This is a genomic window from Pseudomonas sp. UMAB-08, from assembly GCF_900095225.1.
In the GTDB taxonomy this organism is placed as follows: Bacteria; Pseudomonadota; Gammaproteobacteria; order Pseudomonadales; family Pseudomonadaceae; genus Aquipseudomonas.
Genome location: NZ_LT607414.1, coordinates 683,074 through 705,694, shown reverse-complemented (window position 1 = coordinate 705,694; position 22,621 = coordinate 683,074). Strand labels below are relative to the sequence as shown.

At 58.4% G+C, this 22,621-nt stretch carries 19 protein-coding genes; 10 read left to right on the top strand and 9 right to left on the bottom strand.

Annotated elements, in window-relative coordinates; genetic code table 11:
* The first annotated feature begins 10 nt into the window (after positions 1 to 10).
* Entirely contained in the window at positions 11 to 700 is a 690-nt protein-coding gene (locus K0F75_RS03010; RefSeq protein WP_219060300.1) for a response regulator, read from the top strand.
* A gap of 258 nt (positions 701 to 958) precedes the next feature.
* On the opposite strand, the gene K0F75_RS03005 is transcribed toward K0F75_RS03010, so the two are convergent.
* Positions 959 to 4,492 (bottom strand): NEL-type E3 ubiquitin ligase domain-containing protein, encoded by a 3,534-nt coding sequence (locus tag K0F75_RS03005; protein WP_219060299.1) that lies wholly within the window; start codon positions 4,490 to 4,492, stop codon positions 959 to 961.
* Between the two features lie 425 nt (positions 4,493 to 4,917).
* Positions 4,918 to 5,985: a patatin-like phospholipase family protein gene (locus K0F75_RS03000; protein WP_219060297.1), complete on the bottom strand. Its 1,068-nt coding sequence runs from the start codon at positions 5,983 to 5,985 to the stop codon at positions 4,918 to 4,920.
* A 153-nt stretch (positions 5,986 to 6,138) separates the two neighbouring features.
* Here K0F75_RS03000 and K0F75_RS02995 point away from each other — a divergent pair, with 153 nt between their 5' ends.
* The 6 genes from K0F75_RS02995 (at position 6,139) to K0F75_RS02970 (ending at position 12,118) form a co-directional block, all read left to right on the top strand.
* The gene (locus K0F75_RS02995) at positions 6,139 to 6,420 is read left to right on the top strand and encodes a hypothetical protein (protein ID WP_219060295.1); all 282 of its coding nucleotides are present in this window, start codon (positions 6,139 to 6,141) and stop codon (positions 6,418 to 6,420) included.
* 163 nt (positions 6,421 to 6,583) lie between these two features.
* A complete protein-coding gene (locus K0F75_RS02990) occupies positions 6,584 to 7,501 on the top strand; it encodes a MoxR family ATPase (protein WP_219060294.1) in 918 nt (305 codons plus the stop codon).
* Entirely contained in the window at positions 7,471 to 8,454 is a 984-nt protein-coding gene (locus K0F75_RS02985; RefSeq protein ID WP_219060293.1) for a DUF58 domain-containing protein, read from the top strand. The genes K0F75_RS02990 and K0F75_RS02985 overlap by 31 nt, the downstream gene beginning before the upstream one ends.
* The gene (locus K0F75_RS02980; protein ID WP_219060292.1) at positions 8,451 to 10,445 is read left to right on the top strand and encodes a DUF3488 and transglutaminase-like domain-containing protein; all 1,995 of its coding nucleotides are present in this window, start codon (positions 8,451 to 8,453) and stop codon (positions 10,443 to 10,445) included. The genes K0F75_RS02985 and K0F75_RS02980 overlap by 4 nt, the downstream gene beginning before the upstream one ends.
* Before the next feature lies 1 nt (position 10,446).
* Positions 10,447 to 11,214 (top strand): CHAD domain-containing protein, encoded by a 768-nt coding sequence (locus K0F75_RS02975; protein ID WP_219060291.1) that lies wholly within the window; start codon positions 10,447 to 10,449, stop codon positions 11,212 to 11,214.
* 106 nt (positions 11,215 to 11,320) lie between these two features.
* The gene (locus K0F75_RS02970; RefSeq protein WP_219060290.1) at positions 11,321 to 12,118 is read left to right on the top strand and encodes an acyl-CoA thioesterase II; all 798 of its coding nucleotides are present in this window, start codon (positions 11,321 to 11,323) and stop codon (positions 12,116 to 12,118) included.
* A 20-nt stretch (positions 12,119 to 12,138) separates the two neighbouring features.
* On the opposite strand, the gene K0F75_RS02965 is transcribed toward K0F75_RS02970, so the two are convergent.
* From K0F75_RS02965 to K0F75_RS02955, 3 genes are all read right to left on the bottom strand, one after another.
* Entirely contained in the window at positions 12,139 to 12,507 is a 369-nt protein-coding gene (locus K0F75_RS02965; protein ID WP_219060289.1) for an Mpo1-like protein, read from the bottom strand.
* A gap of 106 nt (positions 12,508 to 12,613) precedes the next feature.
* Positions 12,614 to 14,095 carry a methyl-accepting chemotaxis protein gene (locus K0F75_RS02960; protein ID WP_219060288.1) on the bottom strand — a complete coding sequence of 494 codons (1,482 nt, stop codon included), beginning with the start codon at positions 14,093 to 14,095 and terminating at the stop codon, positions 12,614 to 12,616.
* A 121-nt stretch (positions 14,096 to 14,216) separates the two neighbouring features.
* Positions 14,217 to 15,050: a TatD family hydrolase gene (locus K0F75_RS02955; protein ID WP_219060286.1), complete on the bottom strand. Its 834-nt coding sequence runs from the start codon at positions 15,048 to 15,050 to the stop codon at positions 14,217 to 14,219.
* 191 nt (positions 15,051 to 15,241) lie between these two features.
* Between K0F75_RS02955 and K0F75_RS02950 the strand changes: the two genes are divergently transcribed.
* The 3 genes from K0F75_RS02950 to K0F75_RS02940 all read left to right on the top strand — a co-directional run bounded on the left by K0F75_RS02950 (position 15,242) and on the right by K0F75_RS02940 (position 17,780).
* On the top strand, positions 15,242 to 16,678 hold the full coding sequence (locus K0F75_RS02950) for a transglycosylase SLT domain-containing protein (protein ID WP_219060283.1): 1,437 nt from the start codon (positions 15,242 to 15,244) through the stop codon (positions 16,676 to 16,678).
* Between the two features lie 102 nt (positions 16,679 to 16,780).
* Positions 16,781 to 17,215, top strand: a complete 435-nt coding sequence (locus K0F75_RS02945) for a DoxX family protein (RefSeq protein WP_219060282.1) — start codon at positions 16,781 to 16,783, stop codon at positions 17,213 to 17,215.
* Between the two features lie 256 nt (positions 17,216 to 17,471).
* The gene (locus K0F75_RS02940) at positions 17,472 to 17,780 is read left to right on the top strand and encodes a class I SAM-dependent methyltransferase (RefSeq protein ID WP_219060279.1); all 309 of its coding nucleotides are present in this window, start codon (positions 17,472 to 17,474) and stop codon (positions 17,778 to 17,780) included.
* Positions 17,781 to 17,797: 17 nt separating this feature from the next.
* On the opposite strand, the gene K0F75_RS02935 is transcribed toward K0F75_RS02940, so the two are convergent.
* The 4 genes from K0F75_RS02935 to K0F75_RS02920 all read right to left on the bottom strand — a co-directional run bounded on the left by K0F75_RS02935 (position 17,798) and on the right by K0F75_RS02920 (position 22,611).
* Positions 17,798 to 18,670, bottom strand: a complete 873-nt coding sequence (locus K0F75_RS02935; protein WP_219060278.1) for a hypothetical protein — start codon at positions 18,668 to 18,670, stop codon at positions 17,798 to 17,800.
* A 201-nt stretch (positions 18,671 to 18,871) separates the two neighbouring features.
* The gene (greB, locus tag K0F75_RS02930) at positions 18,872 to 19,369 is read right to left on the bottom strand and encodes a transcription elongation factor GreB (protein WP_219060276.1); all 498 of its coding nucleotides are present in this window, start codon (positions 19,367 to 19,369) and stop codon (positions 18,872 to 18,874) included.
* 36 nt (positions 19,370 to 19,405) lie between these two features.
* Positions 19,406 to 21,928: an ABC transporter permease gene (locus K0F75_RS02925; RefSeq protein ID WP_219060274.1), complete on the bottom strand. Its 2,523-nt coding sequence runs from the start codon at positions 21,926 to 21,928 to the stop codon at positions 19,406 to 19,408.
* A complete protein-coding gene (locus K0F75_RS02920) occupies positions 21,928 to 22,611 on the bottom strand; it encodes an ABC transporter ATP-binding protein (RefSeq protein ID WP_219060272.1) in 684 nt (227 codons plus the stop codon). Before K0F75_RS02920 ends, K0F75_RS02925 begins: the two co-directional genes overlap by 1 nt.
* Between the last annotated feature and the right edge of the window lie 10 nt (positions 22,612 to 22,621).

Sequence of the window (22,621 nt, the reverse complement as noted above, 5' to 3'; positions counted from 1 at the left end):
CAAGGCAACCATGAGCCAGACCTCGACCATCCTGGTGATTGATGATGAGCCGCAGATACGCAAATTTCTGCGTATCAGCCTGGCCTCGCAAGGTTACAAAGTGCTTGAAGCCGGCAGCGGTACCGAAGGCTTGAGCCAGGCGGCGCTGAACAAACCGGACCTGCTGGTGCTTGACCTCGGCCTGCCGGACATGGACGGCCAGGACGTGCTGCGGGCGTTTCGTGAATGGTCGACAGTGCCGGTATTGGTGCTGTCGGTACGTGCGAGCGAGGGACAGAAAGTCCAGGCGCTGGACAACGGCGCCAACGATTACGTGACCAAACCGTTCGGTATTCAGGAGTTTCTGGCGCGGGTCCGCGCATTATTGCGTCAGGCGCCCAGCGGTGAGGCACAGGAAGCAGCGCTGACATTCGGCCCGCTGACGGTAGACCTTGCCTATCGGCGGGTGTTGCTCGACGGCGTTGAAGTGGGGCTGACCCGCAAGGAATACGCGGTGCTGGCGCAACTGGCCCGGTATCCAGGGCGAGTCATCACCCAGCAGCAGTTACTCAAGGATATCTGGGGCCCAACCCATGCCGAAGACAGCCACTACCTGCGCATCGTCGTCGGCCATCTGCGCCAGAAACTGGCCGACGACCCGACTAATCCGCGTTTCATCGTGACTGAAGCCGGGGTGGGGTATCGGTTGCGGGAGCGTTAAATCTGCGGTGTCTGCAAGGACCTTTCGCCAACACGTTGGCTGCTCCGGCCAGAATCTGACTCCGCACTCTGGAACTGCGCCCTGTAACAATGCACCCGAACCATAATCAAGCATCTTCGTAACTCGGCGGGTTCGAACATGCATAGCTCCCTCAAGATCGCTTCAACCTTGGGCAACGATCGATCCAGCGGATGGGCCCGCTCAATACCGGAACCCGGAAGCAATAATCCTGTGCAACCGGGCAACTCTCGGAAAGCCTCAATACCAGGCTTGTCGATACTGATGGGTGATCTGTTCTAGCACCTCCCGCTCGTCGGCATCGCGAAGGCTGATCAGCGACAGGCCTTGTCGGTGGTATTGATCGGGATCAGCAGGGGGATGCTCTTCAAGTGCATCCATCTGTGCCCTGACCTGCGACGTCGCGTGTTCGACTTGCACCGCATTTTCAGCACGCAAGCGGGCATTCCACAACCGGTCGTTCACGGCAAAATCGAGAAACGCTGGCCCGGCTTCACGCTCAAGAATCAAACGTCTGGCGTCGAGTATCGCTTGAGGCGCGACATTGCTCAGTCCCTCCCACACCATACGCAGCGGTTGGCCGGGTAATGCCAGATATGAAGCCAGCCCGATGCGATAAGCCAGACGTACCTCGGCCTGATCGACGTGAACGCCGGTGGAGGTCTGTCGCCTGATCTCCACGTCAGCAATGGACCGAACCTGATCAAGCCGGAACATGCTTCTGATCACACTGAACAGTCGTTCTGTCTGCTGCTCGGCGGGCACACCCAGCAAGGCCGTGTGGGCGTAAACCGCTACTTGCATGTCACTGAAAATCAGTCTGGCACCGTCCTGGCAGGTCTGGTCAGGACCGAATAATCGATCACTGGCCATGATTTCAAGCTGCCCGCGCAATGGCGTATCGTCGGCGGCCGCTTCCAGCACGGTCATCACATCGTTAGCCAACTCCTCATGAAATTGCTGAAAGTCTGCGGTTTCTCTTAACCTGTGCAGCAGGTTCATCAAATTCGGCGCGTCGCCTTGCGTGTGGACCCGTTCCCATGCCGAGCGAATTCGCGAGTTGAGTTCGGCTCGCCCCTCAACAATCCAGCTATCGACGCAGGGCGGTGTTGTGTCGAACTCGGCACCACCAATCGAATGTGAATGAGTCGTGAACGGGCTGCCCGTCGAGCTTTGGCGGTCGTTGCTGTGCGCAGAGGGCAGGGCACGAATCTCCTCGGGAAACTCGAACTCCAGGGTGTACCGGCGGCCATACCCGGCGTTCAGCCAGTAAGCACGCAACTCGTCGGTATTGATCGGGTTGCCAGCAGCGAAAATTGTCGTGTGGTGAAAAGGGTCGAGCACGTTGTCGAGAATAACCTCAGGCAGCGAGGTGATGAGATTGTCACTGACATCCAGCTCCCGCAAATTCAACGCATCCACCCAGTGCGGCCAGCGCGTCAGCCCTGTGTCCCCCAGCGTCAGCTCGCTAAGTCGCAAGCGGCTTGTGTCGGTGAACTCGCCGACCACGTTGCCACGCAGGTTGAGCGATGACAGCTGGGGGATATCCATCAACAGGTTCATGGCGGACTGATCGATGGCAAGACCCTGCCCCGCCACCGACAGACTGTACAAATGCTCCAGTACGGCCAAGGCAGTTGGCAGTTCTTGCAATCCGCCGTCAACTATTGCCAGTCGAGTAAGCCCGCTGAATTGGCGCAACAGGCTGTCGAGCTGTTCGACATCCCCCAACATCGCTCGCAACGTGAGGAAGCGGATCTGACTGTACTGCGAAGGCAGATCAGGCAAATCTGCAAGATGTGTGAGGTCCAGGGACTCCAACAACAAGATGTCGGGCCCTCGGGGGGCGTCATCGTCGCTGTAGCGCCACGCCTGACACAGCGCGTCGGCAAATGTCTGGCGAGTCTGGCGAGCTTGCTCACTGATCGGCACAGAGTGATTGCCTGACGGCACATTCGCAGGCATAGGCTCCACCCACGCGTCCAGCGCTGAATGCAAGGCCTGGTAGTCTTCAAGCCTGCGTTGCGTTGACAGGGTCAGCGTCTCCAGGTCCTCTCCGATCATCACAAACCAATCCACATGCGCCTGGACATTGGTGACCTCGGGAAACAGTGCAGTCATTGCATTGATCAGGTTTTGCTGAGGGTCCGCATGCCAGCCCGTTGCACCTCGACCTCGCCCACTCAGCAGATACCCCAGACGCCCGTCCGGCAGACGCGTCGGCATTTTAAACGCGGGCTTGGGTATCGATGGGGGAACGGCTGCTGGCGCATGGCTCAAGCGCGTCACGCCGTCGCGAGAACGGGCCGTGACCATTGCATCAATAAAAGAAGACGCTTTGATCGGCGGCACAAGCCCCGTTGACAATAAAGCAGCCCTGGACAATAACGCGGTCATGGCGACTGACTCCGCCACGCTGCTCAAATGCTCAAGTGCTTCAGTCATCTGGCCATGACTCCAGGCGTCAATGCCTTCAAATGTCTCCACCAGCCACTGACTGCCCGCCATGAGCAACATCGCCTCGCCCAGACCCGGTAAAACGATGCTTGCCAGGTTAAGCACGTCCATACCGTTTTCCAAAAAGCTCGCCAGCCGCTCCTTTCGCGACTTTTCGTTTTCATCACCGGTTGGCACTGCCAGGGCCCGTGCATCGTCCTTGATGCGCAGCATGTGCTGGAGATAAAAATAATCGGGCAGCTCACCTGCGATAGCGTTTTTTACTGCATTGAGATTAGCGCGCAGGTTTGGTTCACGCGCTTTGATCCTGGGTTTGATCAGGCCGCTGCTTCCCGGGATGGATCGTGTGACGTAGGGGTTCAGACAGTTTTCCAGACGGGCGAAAAACAGCGCCCTGCTGCGCAGCGGTATCAATTGCTTGAGATATTGGCGGTACTGCGGTGTTCTGGCGTTTTCCCGCAGTTGGTCCATGAACTCGCCGAAATGGGCGAACTCCTTCAGCGGCTCTGACGGCTGCGAAGGCATATAAACCACGCAAGCGTTTTGCCCGCGCCCCTGAAACACAAGCACGCCACGCAAACTGACCCCAAGCACCGTGAAGTACTGCAGCACGAAAGGTTTTCCACCCACTGTGGGCTTAACACCCGGCGTGTCCAGCGCCAAGATTGCGGTGTGAAAGGGCTTGGAAATCAACTCTTTCATGTAGGCGATATTTGCCTCCACTCGCAAGACGTCACGCTCGCGATTCACAAACAACGCTTTTACCTGCTCAAGATCAGGCTGCGACAGCTTGCTCTCCAGATAACGCTGGTAGCGCCCGCCCAAGTCTAGGCGTCGACACACCTCAATGAATTTTTTCGGGCTGACGCTCGCCGGTTCGACGCTCGGTAGATCCACCTCTCGCAATGCTGGATCGCGGTGATAGATCACCGAAGTCGATTCTTTCCCGGCCTCAATCGCTTCTTTCGCCTCAAAGTTTTGCAACGCTGCCTGCATCAGCGTTTGAACCCTTGATCGGTCAGGCGACCGACGTCCGTTCAATGATCCTTTTTTAAAACGTGCCTGAAAAAAACGGGCCTGTTCAGGATCCAGCCCCGGCCCAAACTCGTCGTCCAGCGCTTGGGTCAGCAGCGGTCGGGAGAACTCGAGCACACTCAGAACACCCGCTGAAAATTCGGCAAGCTGCGCCCGTGAAAGATGACTGGCCACCATGCTCTGCGTCAGAAGCCGCCGTTGCTGAGGGTGTGCTTTGATAAACCAGGGCGCGAGTCGTTCTTGAATGAATGCCTGATGAGGCTGTGGCTCCAGAGAGCGCATGGGCAATGTCCTTATTGCGTTGATTGAGCCGGTAGTCAATCAGGACACTGACGCAAAAAAGCTTAAATAGTTACCGTCGGCTGTCACGGCGATCACCTGGGATGCCGGGTTAATTGCGTGCAGGGTTAACATGCGCGGTCACGTCGTAGCCGAGCTCTGCATGACCATGACCCAGCACGCCCGGATAGAGCTGCACTCGTACCTGCAAACCGCACAGTGGTGGATTTCGCGCAGCGGCACGGCATTCAGATCACCTCATGCATGACGCTAGCCTACGGCGGAGTGCTGAAAGACCCGGTGCTCAGCCCTGGCAGCCTTGCGCCAAAGTCGGATTGATCGGCGGCGTCAGGCGCTTTTTATTCTGACCGGCGCAATTTTCTGTAGAGCCAACTTGTTGGAGAAGGGCTTGACATGGTCCATCTGATTCAACGATTACGTTCTTGTTCATACCGATCCAGCGTGTCCCGAGCGATCTCTCGCCCTAACGCGATCAGCTCCGGTGCTTTGTAGAACTCAAAGAACCGACACACGCGTTTGGGGACGTTGATCAGGATATCGGGCGGGTAACCGGCGATCTTGTACTGGGCCAGTGAGGTTTGCATAACCTCGAAACTCTGGTTGATCAAATCCAGCAAAGAGGCAGGGCCAACGTTGTCGATGATGAACGAACCACTGGCTGACTTCGGTGCCGGTCCAGCAGCGGGCTCGGCCTCCGGGGCTGCGGCGGGCTGCTGAGCTTGAGGGTCGGCGGCTTCCAGCCAAGGGTTGGGAAGCGTCGCAGAACTGGATTTGAGGCTGTCCTGTTCGAGTCGCAACACGTCGAGGTCCGTCGAGGGTTCGAGCTTGCGCCGGAACGGCAAGTGCGACCCCAACGAGTTGATCAGGTTGTCGAAACGCTTCTTCACCGCAGGCGCCCGTTCGATCACGGGTAGCTGATAGTGCTTCTGGTTGGTCGAGTTGAGGTTGACCGCAACAATCAGGTCACAGTGGCTCGAGACCACGGGCACGATGGGCAGCGGATTGAGCAGGCCGCCATCGACCAGCATCCGATTGCCCTGCATCACTGGCGTGAACAGGCTGGGGATCGCTGCAGAGGCACGCATGGCTTGGTGCAGGCAGCCTTCCTGAAACCAGATTTCTTGCTGATTGGTCAGGTCGGTGGCGACGGCGGTATAAGGAATTCGCAGGTCTTCGATATTGATTTCACCGACGATGTCACGAATCTGGCCGAACACTTTTTCCCCGCGAATCGCCCCCAGGCGGAAGCTGACATCCACCAGGCGCAGTACGTCGAGGTAATCCAGGCTTTCGATCCATTCACGGTATTCCTTGAGTTTGCCAGCGGCGTAGATACCGCCGACCACCGCACCCATGGAACAACCCGCTATGCAGGCGATGTCGTAACCGCGCCGTTCGAGCTCTTCAATGACCCCGATGTGTGCATAACCGCGTGCGCCACCAGACCCGAGCACCAGTGCTATTCGTTTGTTCATGTATGCTTTCCTGGTTGCAGTTGTTCCACCATACGCCCGAAGCGATCCCGCTGGAACTGGGTTACCCTTGCCAGCGCTTGGCCTGCGGCACTTTTTGCTGCCCGCACCGTCAAAGCCCGCACAATCGATTTTTATTTTTTTGAGGTAACACCGATGAAAGCCTGGATTTGCATACCATTGATTGCTTTGGTTCTCGCAGGTTGTGCCGGTAATAAAGCCGCGTATCGCGACAGCTGTGCGACCCAGATCGACGCCGCCTGGCACGAGCTGGACTTGGCCAAGGCTGAAGGCTTTGCCGGTACCGTCAGCTACTCCAAGGCACTGTCGCTGTTGACCGGGGCGAAAACCCAGCAGCAATTTGAAGCGTTCGAAGGCTGCGCCACTAAAGCCGAGAAAGCCCGTTTCTACATTCGTGAGTCTCGCGCCGGTCGCTAAACCACCTGCTAACCTCTCTACCAAAGCCATCGAGCGCTATCCGCGCTCGGTGGCTTTTGTGTTTAGGGTCTGGTTAAACAGGCCGGGCTGACCGTAAAGTGGCCACACATCTGGCATTGATTGCAGTGTTACCGCCACGACAGTCGTCTGGAGAAGCTTTTCGATGGTCAGAAAACTCGATGCGTGCCTCAACGCCGTGAATGAAGTGGTACTGGGCAAGGAAGCTCAGGTGCGTTTGGCCCTGACCTGTCTGTTGGGCGGTGGGCATTTGCTCATTGAGGATCTGCCGGGCATGGGCAAGACCACCCTTAGCCAAACCCTGGCCAAGGTGCTGGGGCTGAGCTTCCAGCGGATTCAATTCACGTCTGATTTGTTGCCCGGTGACATCCTCGGAACATCGGTCTTTGATCGGGAAACAGGGCAGTTTACCTTTCATCCAGGACCGATCTTCGCCGAACTGGTGTTGGCCGATGAAATCAACCGGGCCACGCCAAAAAGCCAGAGTGCATTGCTCGAAGCCATGGAGGAGGGCCAGGTGACTATCGAAGGCGCAACGCGGCCGTTGCCCGATCCTTTTTTTGTCATTGCCACACAGAATCCTTTCAGCCAAGGGGGCACTTTCGCCTTGCCTGAGTCGCAGCTGGATCGTTTTCTCATGCGTCTGTCTTTGGGGTATCCGGCCAGGGCTGCGGAGAAAGCCTTGTTGCAGGGCGAGCCCCGGCGTGATCTGTTGCCGCGCCTGCAAGCAATCCTCAACCATACTGAGTTGGCGGCCTTGCAAGCCGAAGCCCGGCAAGTGCGCGCCAGTGACGCGCTGGTCGACTATGTGCTGCGTCTGGTAGACGCCACCCGCAGCCAGCCACAGTTCGCTTGGGGCCTGTCGCCCCGCGCGAGTTTGGCGATTTTGGCGGCTGCGCGGGCCTGGGCCTTGTTGACAGGTCGTGACTATGTGATCCCTGAAGATGTTCAGGCGGTGCTGCCGTCAGTGATCAGTCACCGTTTACGCGAACGTTCCGATCCCACCGGGCATGGCGGCGGGGCCTTGGTTCAATGGTTATTGCGCGAGGTGCCGGTGCTTTGATCGAACAGCTCAAACCGTTTTGGCAGCGCTGGCTGGTGCGGCGGATTCCCCCAGCCTCGCGTGTTGAATTGAACCACCGCCGAATCTTCATCATGCCCACCCGCGCCGGAGCGATCTTTGCGCTGGTGCTGATCCTGATGCTGTTGGTCGCGATCAACTACCAAAACAGCCTGGCCTACGGTTTGACCTTCCTCCTGCTGTCGGTGGCGGTGCTGGCCATTCTGCACACGTACCGTAACCTCAGCGGCCTGGTCCTCAGCTCAGGTGCCGCCCGTTCGGTGTTCGTTGGCGAGCCTCTGTTGCTGCGCCTGCGCCTGGAAAGCATCGGCCAGCCGCATCAGGCGATTGCCGTGGGTTGGGATGTCAGTCAGTTGCAGGCATTCGATGTACCTGGCGCCGGACGGGTCGATGTTGAAGTCGGCCTGCCTGCCGTCGCGCGCGGTTGGCTGCGCGCGCCCCGGCTGCGGGTGGAAAGCGGCTTCCCGTTGGGCATTTTTTGCGCCTGGAGCTGGCTGGATCTGCAACAGTCGGTATTGATCTATCCACGGCCCTTGCCCGGCGCCATGCCGTTGCTGGTAGGGGCGCAACCCCATGCCGACGATCTGGGCCAGATAACGCAGGGCCCCGGCGTGGATGATTATCAAGGCCTGAAAGCGTATCAGCCGGGCGATTCACGGCGGCGCCTGCACTGGAAAGCCTACTCCCGCGGACAGGGCCTGCTGATCAAGGATTTTACTGACGTCAGCGGCCATGACTTGTGTCTGGACTTCATGGCCTTGGGCGGCGATATCGAAGAGCGCTTGTCGCGCCTTTGCTATTGGGTGCTGGAGTTATCCCAGCGTCACCAGCCTTTTGCATTGCGCCTGCCCGGTTTCCTCTTGGTGCCGGGCAGCGGCGATGAGCACCGAGAGGCCTGTCTGCAAGCATTGGCTTTATTTGGTAGTCGTCCATGAGCCGGAATCTGCCGATCCCGCGCTCCAGCCTGATCTGGCTGTTGGTGGCGCAGGCATTGGCAATGGTTCCGTATTTGCCGCACCTGCCGATCTGGATGATTGGTTTGTGGGTCGGTTGCAGTCTTTGGCGGGTGCAGATCGTGCGCATGCGCGCCGAGTACCCAGGCACGCTGGTTAAATGCACGCTGTTGCTGGCGACCGCTGCCGGAGTGTTTTTCTCACGAGGCAGCCTGATCGGCCTGGATGCGGGTGCCGCGTTGCTGATGGCGGCCTTCATTCTGAAACTGCTCGAAATGCGTACTCGTCGTGATGCGCTGGTGCTGATTTTTCTTGGATTCTTTTGCGTGGTGGTGGGCTATCTGTTCGAGGACAGCCTGCTCTGGGCCGTCTTCACATTGCTCACGGTCAGCACGCTACTGGCGGCATTGATTGGCCTGCAACAGGCCGCGTTGGCGAGTAAACCGGTCAGCACCCTGAAACTGGCGCTTAAGCTGTTGCTACAGGCCGTGCCGTTGATGGTGCTGTTGTTCCTGTTCTTCCCCCGCCTGGAACCGCTGTGGTCACTGCCGCAGCCCAGCAACAAAGGCATCACAGGCCTGTCCGACAGCATGGCGCCGGGTGATATCGCACAGCTGAGCCGGTCGGCGGCGCTGGTGTTTCGTGCCAGCTTCGAGGGGCCGATACCACCGCACAGTCAGCTGTACTGGCGCGGCCTGAGTCTGGAGCAGTTCGATGGTCGACGCTGGTCCCAGTCGGGCAGGGCGATGGTCAGTCAGGCGCCAGACTGGCAAAAGCGCGGTGACCCGGTCACGTACAGCATCGTCATGGAGCCCAGCGGGCGACCCTGGTTACTGGCGTTGGACATTGGCGAAACCCGTCTGGCAGACGTACGTCAGATGAACGATTTTCGCCTGCAGCGTCGCCACCCCATCGAGCAGACCTTGCTGTATGGCGTCAGCTCGTGGCCGAACGCGGTTCGCGAAACGCAGCTAAGCGAAGGCGCCGTACGCCAAAATCTGCAACTGCCACCTCGCGGCAATCCCCAGGCCCGGCAATGGGCTGCAGATTTGAGCCGCCGTCATCCGCATGCCGACGCGTTGGTCGACGCGATGATGGCGCATTTCAGCGATGAACCCTACCACTACACCCTGAAGCCGCCGGTGCTGGGCGCAGACAGCATCGATGACTTTCTCTTCAGCAGCCGCAGTGGTTTCTGCGCCCATTACGCGGGTGCAATGACCTTTGTCCTGCGTGCGGCGGGGATTCCGGCACGGGTAGTGGCCGGCTATCAAGGCGGTGAGCTTAATCCGGACGGCCAGTACCTGAGCGTGCGCCAGTTCGATGCCCACGCCTGGGTTGAATACTGGCAACCGGGGGTCGGTTGGCGAAGCGTGGACCCCACAGCCGCCGTCGCCCCGCAACGGATTGAGCAGGGTCTGGAGCAGGCCCTGGCCGCAGATGAGCCGTTTCTCGAAAATGCGCCTTTTTCAACCCTACGTTACCGAAACTTGCCATGGCTCAATTCGCTGCGATTAAGTTGGGATAGTCTCAACTATGGCTGGCAGCGCTGGGTGCTGGGTTATCAGGGGCAGCAGCAAGTGCTGGTGCTCAGTCGCTGGTTTTCTGGGTTCGACGGTGCGGCGTTTTTCGGCGGTGCTGCAGCGATCATAGGGCTATTGGCCCTGTGGTTGTTCAAGCCCTGGCAGCGCGAAAGCGACCCGCAACTCCGATTATTCAAGGCATTTGAGCGATTATTGGCGCGACACGGTGTGCGTCGTCGGCAAGCAGAGGGTGCACATGATTTTTCCCGGCGAGCGGCCCTGCAGTTTCCGGCGCACGCTACGGCTATCCTGGCCTTCGTCATCGAATTCGAAGCCCAGCGTTATGCTGGCAAGACGCAGTCGTTGACACCACTGCGGCGACAATTGAAGCAATTACGGCGAAGTCTGCCATGGCGATTTTCAACAATAAAAGTCGAAGAGGAGCAATAGCATGTCTGAACGGGTGGATCGTCTTGTCGCTCAGGTGTTGACCCTTGAGGTCAAACTCATGGCCTGTCATGCGCGGTTGACCGCCGAGACGGACAGTGAGGCGCTGCATGACCTGCGGATCACCGTACGGCGCTTGCGCAGCCTGTTGCGACCGTTGCGTGACTTGCCGGGCGTAGAACAGCTCGAAGCTGCGGCCAAAGAGGTGGGGCAGTTGACCACGCCGTTGCGTGACAAGGAGGTGCTGGCCGCCTGGCTGCATCAACAGGGCATGATTCAAGCGGCGAAACAGCGTAGCGATTCATTGAGCGAAGCCTATGCCTCCGTCGCAACCTCTCCGGCACTGGCTCGACTGTTTAGCGTGCTGGAGGCTTTCCCTCGTTTTGTTCGCGCGTCACAGCATCAGAAGTTATTGGGTGGTTTGCACACGCGTATTGAAAAGCGCCTGAACAAACAATGGAAGAAGCTCAGGGCCGCGATGAATGATCCTGAGCATGATCGCCATCGTCTGCGCCTGTTGATCAAGCGCGTGCGCTACGGCGCCGAGGCGTACCCGGACTTGACCCATTCCAGCAAAAAAATCCAGGCCAGCCTGAAGGCTGCGCAGGGTGAACTGGGCACCTGGCACGACCATCTGCAATGGCTGACGCGGGCCGAGCAAGAACACGATCTGGCACCGTGTGTGGTGGGGTGGCATTTGGGGATTGTGCGTGCGGAACGCAAAGCCGACGCGGCGCTGGAGCGCTTGGGTCGGGTGTGTTTTGGTCGTTAGGTCGAATTCAGGCCGCAGTTTGGCGTAAATGAACCCTGCGGATCGGCACCGTGCTGGTTAAGATCCATGCAGCGTTTTTTATCCCGTTTACAGGCATGAGGTCTGCATGAGCTTTTCTGACTTGGTTGACGCCGTACGTGACAATCCCCTGTCCGTGGTCATTCCCGCTGAATGGTCGCAAGGTCGCGCCTGTTTTGGCGGGTTGATGGCCGCGTTGCAGTTTGAGGCAATGCGCGCAAAGGTCCCGGCGGATCGGCCGATTCGCTCATTGGCTATCACATTTGTCGGTCCTGCCGAGTCGGGTGTGCCGATCAGCTTCGACGTGGAAGTGTTGCGTGAAGGCAAAGCGGTCAGCCAGGTGCTGGGGCGTGCCACTCAGAACGGTCAGGTCATGACCCTGGTTCAAGGCAGCTTCGGCGCGCCCCGTGAGTCGACGATTGCAGTCCAGTCTTTGCCCGCACCCACCCTGAAACCGATGGAAGACTGTCAGGAGTTGCCCTTTATCAAGGGTGTAACGCCTGAGTACCTGCGCTTTATGGCCATGCGCTGGGGCCTGGGCGGCTTGCCTTTCAGCAATACACCGTCGATGGAAATCGGTGGGTATGTGCGTATGCGCGGTGAGGTCAAAGAAGAGTGCCTGACCGAAGCGCATCTATTGGCGTTGGTCGACACGTGGCCGCCTGCTTTGCTGCCGCATTTGAGTAAGCCTGCGCCCGGAAGCTCACTGACCTGGACCATCGAGTTCGTGCAGCCGCTGCCCGTGGTAAGCACGTTGGAGTGGTGTGTGTATCGGGCAGTGATCGAGCATGCCCGCGATGGTTACGGGCATACCGCTTCTGCATTGTGGTCGCCTCAGGGTGAGTTGATCGCGATCAGCCGGCAGACGGTCACCGTGTTTGGCTAAGTTTGTTTTAACCGCTGACGTCAATGACGGTGGCGATGGCGTTCTTTCCAGGCTCGCCACCAGCCGCCGCTGAGCACGAAGCGTGGGAAGGTCACGAGCTGCTCGACCAGCAAACGCTGGAGCGCATCGTTGCGATCAGTGAAAGGCTCCGGCGATTGCGCTTCAAGTGAATGGCCGTGGCGCTGAAAACCCAGCGCCGCGATCAGGCCGATCACTCCAATGGCAATCGATGAAAAGCTTAGGCCGAGCAGCCCGTCAACGATCAGTAGCGCCGCAATAATGAACAGCGGCACGGCGATCAAATGCAACGCCAGATTGGTCGGGTGCCGATGGTTATCGGCATAACCGCGCCATTGCCACGTGCGGAGATTGGGAAGTCGCTTGCCCATGCTGCAGTCCTCTTCGAAACACCGTTCAGATGCTCGAAGAATAGGCTGCGCCCCGGTTGTCAGCGAATCAAACCTGACTATGAGGCTCATAGCGTGGGCGTAGGCGCTAAAGCTTGAGCTGGCCGATGGCGCGGTTCAGCTCGCCTGCCAGGGTGGCCAGCTCGCCGCTGGTTGTGGCTGACTCGACGGTCTGTTGCACGGTTTGTTCGGTCACATCGCGAATGCTCACCACGGCCCGGTTCATTTCTTCTGCCACTTGGCTTTGCTGCTGGGCTGCCACGGCTATCTGGGTATTGCTTTCGCGCATTTGTGCCACTGCGCCAGTGATAGCCTCCAGCGCGTCCCCGGCTTCCTTCGCCTGTTGCACGCAGTCATCGGCCTTGAACGAGCTTTCTTGCATGAAGTCCACCGCGTCACGGGTGCCAGCCTGTAGGGCGGAGACCATGCTGGTGATCTCATCGGTCGAGGTCTGCACCCGTTTGGCGAGGTTACGGACTTCGTCGGCAACTACCGCAAATCCACGGCCCATCTCGCCGGCGCGCGCGGCTTCGATGGCGGCGTTGAGGGCCAGCAGGTTGGTCTGTTCGGCGATGCTGTGGATGACGTTAACCACACCGTTGATTTTCTGACTGTCCTGAGCCAGTTGCTGGATCATCTCTGCAGTCTGCTGCACCCCGTTGGAGAGCCCGGCGATTGACAGCTGTACACGATTGACCACTTCTCTGCCGCTGCCGGCCAGTGAATCGGCAGTCTGTGACTGGTCGCGGGTAGCGTTGGCGTGCTGAGAAATATGAAACACCGTGGCGGTCATTTCGTTGATCGCCGTCGCAACCTGATCCGTCTCGCTTTGCTGGCCGAGCATGCCGTGGCGGACTTCGCTCATGCCTGCCGCCAGACGTCCAGCGCCCTCATCAAGGCGTGCCGCCGTCTGGGCCACGGTATTGACCACGCGTTGGTAGCCGGCTTGCATTGCATTGAATGCCTTGGCCATCTGGCCCACTTCATCTTCGCCGATCAAGGGCACGCGAGCAGACAGGTCGCCGCTTTTTTCTACGTGCAGCATCACGTCCTTGAGGGTGTTGAGGTGGCTGAGCAGAAAACGGATCAGCAACTGCGAGGCCCCCAGCATGGCCAGTGTCAGGATGAACACAGCGATGGCGTACTGGGCGAAGCGATCTGCCAGAACTTGCATCAGACTTGGCGCGAAAGCCAGCACCGCCAGCTTTTGACCATCGGGTCGCGTGACCACTTGAGCACCGATCAGTGGATCGTCCCCCACCAGCGGCTGGTGGCTTAACTCGATCCAGCCGTTGGCATTGCTCAACTCAGGCAAAGCTTGCCCTTTCACGCTGGGAGCTTGACCCTGGGTATAGACCAGCAGATTGGCGCCGGTGGGCAGCGCTTGAGTGCCAGGCCAGGCACTGAGCAGGTGAGCCTGAGCCTGGGCTGAACCTTGCGCATCCTCCACCCGGGCTTGTTGTTCAAGCTGCAAGGCGTACTGCACCAACATCAACGTGGTGATAAAAGCGACCGCGTTCACGGCCCAGAACTTGTACTTCAAAGAAACGTTGCTAAGCCAGGCGCCCATGAGAGGTCTTCTTTTTGATTCGCGGAAATGAATTTAGGCAAGGTGCCAGCATTGTGCCGCCAATCTTTAGACGATCATTTGATATGGGTCAAGCAAATACTAGGGCTTAGTAGGCCCGGGGCTATCGGTCAGCTTCGACGCTGTCCGGTTCTATCCATGTCGGCAAGGCAAAAAAGGTGCGGGCGCACGCGGTGGTATGGGCGGAAAGGTCTTCCAGGCTTTCGCCCCGGTGCAACGCAACTTCACGCAGTACTTCAGGCAAGTAGGCGGGTTCGTTGCGTCCACTTTTCGGTTTGGGTCGCAGGCTGCGCGGGAGCAGGTAAGGGGCATCGCTTTCCAGCATCAACCGGCCACGGGGGATTTCCCGGACCAATGGGTGCAGATGAGTGCCGCGTCGTTCATCGCAAATCCAGCCGGTGATGCCGATGTGCAGGTCCAGGTCCAAATAGCTGAACAGTGCACGTTGCTCACCCGTGAAGCAGTGCACCACGGCAGCAGGCAGGCGGTCGCGATAATCGCGGAGGATCTCCAGCAAGCGCTGGTTGGCATCGCGCTCATGCAGGAACACTGGCAATTGCAGCTCTACAGCCAGGGCCAGATGTTCTTCGAGGACTTTTTCCTGCTGTGGACGCGGCGAGAAATCGCGGTTGAAATCCAGCCCGCATTCGCCGACGGCCCGCACTCGATCTTCTTTTAGCAAAGCACGCAACTGGCGCTCGGTATCGGAGGTCCAATCGCTGGCTGCGTGGGGGTGAATCCCCGCCGTGGAGAACAACCGTTGCGTTGTTTCGTCCAATTGTTCACAGAGCTCAAGGGCCTGTTCGCTGCTCTCGACACTGGTCCCGGTCAACACCAGTTGGCACACGCCGGACTGGTAGGCGCGATCGAGTACGGCCTGCTGTTTATTGGCAAAGCTTGAGTTAGTCAGATTGACGCCGATGTCGATGAGTTGCATGGTGCTACCTCAGGCCTAAGACTGATGAGAATATCAGAGCTTTGCCGATATAAAAAAATCCAGTTAATACAGCTGGTTATAAAAACTTATTGAAGTGTTTTCACCGCTGCGGTTCGCCGTCACTCCGCAGATATCACAGGCTTTGGACTTTTTGCGGCTTCTTTTTTGGCACGCATTCCCCTGGAGAACGGATGACGCGACCCTCATTATTGATCGTGCTTTGTTTGTTGGCGTTGCTGCCACTTCCTGCGGCTGCGCGACTTGCCGGGCCGCCTGTGGTGGTGCACAAAAGCCAGGTACGCGATCTGGCGGCTATCCGTAGCAGTAAGGTGCTGCGGGTGCTGGTCAACCAGAGTCGTAACAGCTCCGGTGAAGTCCAGGGCGAGGCGATTGGGGGTGAATATCACCGGCTGCGCGCCTTCGAGCAATACCTCAATGGCCATTCGCGTGACGGGCAACAACTCACGCTGCAAATCATCCCCAAATCCAAGGATCAATTGCTCGCGGCATTGCAACGCGGTGAAGGCGATCTGGTCGCGCCGGGAGAGTTGCTCAACACCAGCGCTGCACGGAATATTGATGCCAGTGACCCGATTGTCAGCCATGTGCCGCTGATCGTGGTCGGTATCAAGGGTGAGCGCGGTTTCAAGCACGTCGAGCAGTTGTCCGGACACACGCTGACGCTGTCCACTGGCAGCGCGGCCGACGAGGCGGTTCATCAGCTCAACCAGAAGCTGGCATTGCGCAAACTGCCGCCGATCAAGATCGAATGGGTTGATCCCAGCCTCGCGGTTGAAGATGTCCTGGAAATGATCCAGGCCGGAATCTTTCACCTGACGGTTGTCGAACAGCCGATTGCCGAGCGCTGGGCCAAGGTCCTGCCCAAGCTGCGAGTGGATCGGACGTTGGTTTTGAGCACCGGTGGTGACATGAACTGGTACGTGCGCCGCGACGCATCAATGTTGCGTGCGAGTATTGACCGCTTTCTCAAGACTTACCGTGTTCCGGCGGATCAGGATGCGGCGTTTCAGCGGGTCTACCAACGTCTGTATCAGGTGCACAATCCTTTGGCTCGCGACGACCGTCAGCGGTTGGAAAAACTGCGGCCGATCCTGCAGCGCACTGCGGACGAGCAGGGCATGGATTGGCTTAACCTGGCCGCCTTGGCCTTCAAGGAGTCGGCGCTGGACCCCGCTGTGAAAGGGGGCAGCGGCGCAACGGGGTTGCTGCAAATCACCCCGTCGGCGGCGCAGCGAGTGGGCGTGGACAATATTCAAAGCGTGGACAGTAATGTTCAGGCCGGTGCCAGGTACCTGACCCTGATCCGACGCAAATTTTTTTCCAGCTCCCGCGTCAACGAACGTGAACGCATGGCGTTCGTCCTGGCGGCTTACAACCTTGGGCCGGAGAGAGTGCAGAGCATGCGTACCGAAGCGCGACGACGTGGGCTGAATCCGAATCAGTGGTTTTTTCAGGTTGAGCGAATCGCCATGGAGCAGGCGGGAGTGGGCGTCGTCAGCTATGTTAACAGCGTCAACAAGTATTACCTGGCGTTTGATCGCGAGCGGGAGGCTTTGGAGGCGCAGCCGCAGAAGGGCGAGATGAGAACGCTTACGCCACGTAAATGATCGATATGGTCGATGTTTATGCTGCTATTTTTAGGGTTTTAACATTGGCTGATTTGATTATTATGGCGGCCAACACACTTCTCCTACAAAGGAATGAACGCGATGAACACACTGATTAAAACCGTTTTCGCAACCCGTGCCGGTTACGGCCTGACTGTCCTGCGTATTTTTGTGGGCATCATTTTCATCGGCCACGGTGGGCAGAAACTCTTCGGCCTGTTTGGCGGTTATGGCTTGGCGGGTACCGCGCAATACATGGAAAGCATTGGTCTGGCGCCAGGCTATCTGATGGCGACGCTGTCCGGCGGTTCCGAGTTTTTCGGCGGCCTGGCACTGGTCATTGGCCTGCTGGCGCGTCCAGCCGCGGCCTTGTTGGCGGTGCTGCTGGTGGTCGCGATTTTCTCTGTGCACATCGGTAATGGTCTGTTCATGGCCAACAATGGTTATGAGTTCGCTCTGGCACTGCTGGGAGGGGCGATCGCCGTGTTGATCGAAGGTGCTGGCAAATTGTCGGTGGACAAGGCCATCGCTGATTGAGCGATCACCGTGACGAACAAGGCCCGCAATGTGCGGGCCTTGTGTTTTTGCGACTTATGCCGCCTTGACAGTTCACAGGCAGCTTCTCTAGGATGCTGCTCATGCGCCGATTTAAACAGCTACTTGCGGGGCGCCAGGTGAGGTTGAACCCTTACCGACTGAAGTCTTCACAGACTTTGAAATACCGCTAAAGCGCTGGTTCGGTGTTGCCTCTCACCGCTGCCCAGCGGGATTTTTGAGGCTGAGATAAAACACCATGAGCTGTCCGCGTCCCCTGATACGACTGTCCCCCTTTACGTCACCTCTGACTCGCCGCAACCCAAGGATTCTGCTGGGAGGCTCGCATCAGCCGACGCTGCTGCGCTATCTCGAAGGCTGGCCAAAACGCAACGGTAAGCCGGCGGCCTTTCTGATCGAGTTCATCGACCATTCTGAATCCCTGTCGCGCTTTGCCAATGACCGTTTTGACCTTGCGGTGGTCCAGGCGCCAAGTGCCGACGAGGCTGAAGACTTCATTAAGCACCTGACGCGTGTTGCCCGGCAGGGGCTGATTACTCGTGGTTGAACATGAGCGTTGGGTGTTTATTTTTTTCCGGCTTTGATGAGGTTGGCATGAGCGCAGTTATAAATAATTTTACTGCGCAGAGACCAGTCTGTATTGATGATGTGAAAGTTCTGGATATAGCTGTTTTCGTCTTTGGATTCGAACCAGTCATCGATTTTTTCACTAAAATCGTCGGGTACATGAAAGGGCAGAACGTATTTGGCGCACTGGATGGATTGTAACCCATAATCCGGCTTTCTCTGGTCGGCGCGGGTGTCCATGAACAGCTTTAACTGCGCAGTGGTATTTAGATTGTCCCCGCTCCAGACTTGATCAACACCCGGCCAGAACATCTCACTTGAGGTGTTTCTGTTGTAAGCGGCCACCACTGTTTTCCATGGATGGTTATTCCACAGCTCTTCGACAGTCAACGCGTGGTGGTAATAGGGAATTAACCGATGGTTGAGCTGCGAGGTCACCAGCGTCTGCAACTCCTCATGAGCAAGTTCGTTAAAGTTTTTGAATTCATGAAAATCCAGAATGATGATCTCTTTCTGGGTGTCGTTGGACTCCAGTATGCCTTGATAGAACTTTTCAAGCATTTCAATAATGTCGACAGCGACGTTTCTGCCTGAGGACGTCAGGTGAAACAGTTGAAATCGGCGTGGGTCGCCTGGGGGGTGGTTTTCATAATACGAAACCCGCAAATCCAAGGCTCTGATGCCCGCCTCGACCTGCTTGGCTGGTGACACATCTTGAGTGTACTCCTGAGGCAGGCTTAAGTTAGGAGACTCTTTATCGCTACCGGAGTCATGAGTTCCCGGAAGAATCAGTTCGTCTACACGTAGCCGTCCCAGGTGGGGGATTCTGTGCATCCAGTTATGTTTTGCGTGGGGAGGTACTGTGTTCATACATGCCATCCTTGACATAAATGTGTGGTCAAAACATCGCCGCACGAATCGTGCTGACACTACGAGTTTGGATTAAAATACCCTGTCGTCAATGTTGAACGTGTTACTGAATACTATAGGTCGGTACGCAAGGCTCACTCATGGGAAGCGCACCCGGAAAGTAGATATGAATATTAGCGCAGGGGCCAGTTAAGCGAGTGGTCAGAAGTATTCGATCGCGACGATGTAACTGGTCTGTTCACCGACGGGCGTTTGAACTCGAACTTCTGTATCCAGCGCTTTACCAATCAGAGCGCGAGCCAGCGGTGAGTCGATACTGATCAGGTTTTGCTTGAGGTCCAATTCGTCGGGGCCAACAATTCGGTAACGAGCTTCTATGCCGTCTTCGTCTTCGACAGTGACCCACGCGCCAAAGTAGACTTTGTTCCGATCGCTGGGGTGTTCGCTGACCACCTTCAAACTTTCGAGACGTTTGGTCAAAAAGCGTACTCGGCTATCGATCTCGCGCAGCATCTTTTTGCCGTAAGTATATTCAGCATTCTCTGAGCGATCCCCTTGAGCCGCGGCTTCACTCACAGACTGCGTGACCTGAGGGCGGCGTACATGCCAGAGTTCGTGCAGTTCGGCGCGCATCCGCGCTTCACCTTCAGGGGTGATCAGCGCGGTGCCGGCGGAGCGAGGAGGGCGGTAACGGCTCATGGTCTGTCGCCTGGCGATTAGGATGCGCCAAGTTTATCAGCCATCACGCAGCACCGTCAGTGGGCTGACATTCAAGGCGCGGCGGGTGCCGAACACCCCGGCGCCGCCTACCAGTAGCGCACCGATGATGGGCAGTAACAGCAGCCAGATGTGGGGGTGCCATTGAAGGTCGAAAGCATAGCGGTACAGCGCAAAGCTCACTAGTTCGCAACCCAGTGCAGCCAGCACACCGCTGGCTGCGCCTAGCAGGCCAAACTCGATGCGTCGCGCCTTGACCAGCAGTGCTCGCTCGGCGCCAAGTGCGCGCAGCAGGGCGCCTTGGCGGATGCGTTCGTCGAGGGTTGCTTGCAGGCCGGAGAACAAAACCGCAAGCCCCGCCGCCAGCACGAACAGCAGCACGTACTCCACCGCGATCGTTACCTGAGCGAGAATGCTCCGAAGTTGCTCCAGCAGCGCTTCGACTTGAAGGATGGTCACCGCTGGAAAGGCGCGAGACAGCTCGACGATCTGTTGGTCGTTCCCGGGTGCCAGGTAGAAGCTGGTCAGGTACGTGGTCGGCAAATCCTTGAGCGTGCCGGGCTGGAAGATCATGAAGAAATTGGGCTGGAAGTTGTCCCAATTCACTTCGCGCAAACTGGTGACCTCAGCTTCTCGGATGACCCCGCCGATGATGAAACTCATGCGGTCACCGAGTTTGAGTTTCAGGCTTGTTGCCAGCTTCGATTCCACGGACACCCCGGGAATTTGCTCGGCAGTGGTCGTTGCGCTGCTGTTGGTATTCGGCCACCAGTTTCCTGCGCTCAGGCGATTGCCCTGCGGCAGTTCGGCAGCCCACGTCAGACTGAGGTCGCGTTCAGTCGCGTTTTCGCCACGCGAGTCCTTGCTCACGATGTTGCGTACGGGCTCGCCATTGATGCTGATCAAGCGTCCAGGCACGACCGGATAAAGCGGCGCGGCATGGGTGGAGAGGTTAGCCATCCGCTCGGTGAAGGTATCTTTGTCAGCCGGGAGGATATTGAGCGCAAAATAATTTGGTGCATCTTTGGGTAACTGGTTTTGCCAGGTGTCGAGCAACTCTCCGCGCAACAGGGCGATCAGCCCCATGGACAACAGAATCAGTCCAAATGCCAGCGATTGCCCGGCGGCTGCCAAAGGATGGCGCAGCAGTTGGCCCAGACCCAGGCGCCACGGTAGCGACGCACCCGCCAGCAGACGACGCAGGCTTTGCAGCGCGAGCAGCAGCAGGCCACCTAAAACGACAGCAGCAATGATTCCTCCGCCAAGCAGGGCAAAGGTCAACACCAGGTCGAGACTCAAGCGCCACATGATCAGGCCGAGCGCTAGCAGCGCGGCACCGTAGACCAGCCACGAACTGGGAGGAATGGGCAGCATGTCGCGGCGCAGGACACGCAGGGGCGGCACGCGGCCTAGCGCGGCCAGGGGTGGCAACGCAAAGCCCGCGAGCGCGACGAGGCCGGTACCGATTCCCGCAACGGCCGGTAGCAGGCCTCCGGGCGGGACGGCGGCAGGTAGCAAATCGTGCAGCAGGGCGAACAGACCCAGTTGTGCGAGCCAGCCCAGCAGCGCGCCGGTGATGCTGGCCAGCAGCCCAAGCATCGCGAGTTGCAGGCTGAATAAAACCAGTGTTTCTCTGCGCGACAGACCCAGGCAGCGCAGCAGGGCGCTGGCATCGAAGCGTCGTGTCGCAAAACGGGCGGCCGACAGGGCCACGGCCACACCGGACAGCAAGACTGCCACCAGGCTGGCCATGTTCAGGTAGCGCTCGGCCTTGCCCAGTGCACCACCAATTTGCCGATTGCCGTCGCGAGCGTCCTGTATGCGTTGATTAGCGGCCAATTCCGGGGTGATCGCCTGACGGTAGGCTTCCAGAGACTCATGACTGCCGCGCCAGAGCTCACGATAGCTGACCCGGCTGCCGGGCTGGACGACGCCTGTCGCTGCAAGGTCCGTCAGATTGATCATCACTCTGGGCGTCAGGCTGTAGAAGTTGCCGGCGCGGTCGGGTTCGTAGGTCAGTACCCGACTCAGACGAAGGGTTTTCGAGCCGACGTCGATGCTGTCGCCAACTTTCAGATTCAGCGCTGCAAACAATCGTGACTCGGCCCAGGCTTCACCCGGATTCGGTCGGCCACCGGATGCCTCTGTTTGATAGGGCGCCTCGGCGCTCTTTAGCTCGCCGCGCAGGGGGTAAGCCGTGTCGACCGCTTTAACGCTCGCCAGTTGAATGCCGCTGTCAGTGGCAATCACGCTGGAGAATTCGACCACCTGTGCGTGGTCCAGCTTTAACTGCTTGCCTGCTTCGATCTGCGTCGGTTGGGCGGGGCTGGTGCCTTCGAGAATCAGGTCCGCACCGAGAAACTCGGTGGCGCGCAACAGCATCGCCCCGTTGAGTCGAGCTCCGAAGTAGCCAATGGCGGTGCTTGCTGCCACGGCAACCAGCAAGGCGAAAAACAACACCCGCAACTCTCCGGCGCGTGCGTCGCGCAGGAGTTGGCGAGTCGCAAGGCTCAACAGACGAAGAAGCGGCAAGCGTGCCATCAAGGCTCCAGAGGGGTGACCAATCGGCCACCTTCAAGACGGATCATGCGCTGGCAGCGATGCGCCAGACGTTCGTCATGGGTGACGAGCACGAGTGTCGTGTGACGCTCTTTGTTCAGCTCGAACAGCAAGTCGCTGATCCGTTCACCGGTGTTGCTGTCGAGGTTGCCTGTGGGTTCATCGGCAAACAGCACGTCGGGATCAGCCGCAAAGGCTCGGGCAATGGCCACCCGTTGTTGCTCACCACCGGAAAGCTGGCGCGGCGAATGCGTCAGGCGTTGGCCCAACCCCACGCGTTCGAGCAAAATCCGGGCGCGCTCGCGGGCGTCCTTGCGGCCTTCGAGCTCCATGGGCAGCATGACGTTTTCCAGCGCATTGAGACTGTCGAGCAGTTGAAATGACTGGAAGACGAATCCGACATGCTCTGCGCGGATGCGCGCACGCTGGTCTTCGTCCAGGTCGCTGAGGTTGCGTCCGGCCAGTGTGACCGCTCCTGCGCTGGGCAAGTCGAGTCCGGCCAGCAGGCCGAGGAGGGTGGATTTGCCCGATCCGGAGGCGCCGACGATGGCCAGACTGTCGCCCTTGTTCAGTTCCAGGGAGAGTTCGTGCAGGATGGTCAGGTCACCTTCGGTGCTGGGGACCACTTTGCTAAGGTTCCGAGCACTGAGAATACTTTCGCTCATGGAGAATCCG